Annotated in this window: 1 protein-coding gene; it reads right to left on the reverse strand. The window is 38.8% G+C overall.

What is annotated here, in order from left to right:
- Window positions 1-22: 22 nt before the first annotated feature.
- Window positions 23-289, reverse strand: coding sequence for an SMI1/KNR4 family protein (locus tag L2748_RS24355; protein WP_220783702.1), 267 nt, complete (start codon window positions 287-289; stop codon window positions 23-25).
- Window positions 290-529: the final 240 nt, after the last annotated feature.

Here is a 529-nt window from a genome sequence, read left to right on the forward strand (position 1 = left end):
AGGCATAGTGCGAATGGCTATCTCAGCCCAGAAGCATTCGAACTAAAGAGCATTGCTTAGTGCCGTGTCTAGTTTTAGTACTAGAGATCAGTACTGCTGTGTTAGTTGGGCTTCCTCCATTTTGAGTTTTCATCAACTCAATATAAGAAAGAGGTAGTTTATAGCCTAGTTCACTTTCTATTTCTTCAACTAATTGATCAGTCAAAGGCTCACAAACATACTCTTTTTCGGCATATTCACATTCTTCCCAAAAGTTTTTAAGGTCGAAGCCCTCGTAGAATATTTCCATATTTATCTAGATTACACCTGAATTTGGTTGTGAAACATAACGCCTGCATAACACGTTTACTACCATACAATTATACTTAAAATTGACACCTTAAAATGAGAAACACCCGACAACCTGAGATGCCGAGTGTAGTAAATCGTGTTGATGCATTTGTGTACGCCCAGCATGGGCATGAACTAATGAGGTGAAAGTCCTCTGTAGGAAGGTCACCGTTCAATAACATGCTGTTATTAAACGTTA

This window comes from Shewanella sairae (assembly GCF_023283535.1).
In the GTDB taxonomy this organism is placed as follows: Bacteria; Pseudomonadota; Gammaproteobacteria; order Enterobacterales; family Shewanellaceae; genus Shewanella; species Shewanella sairae.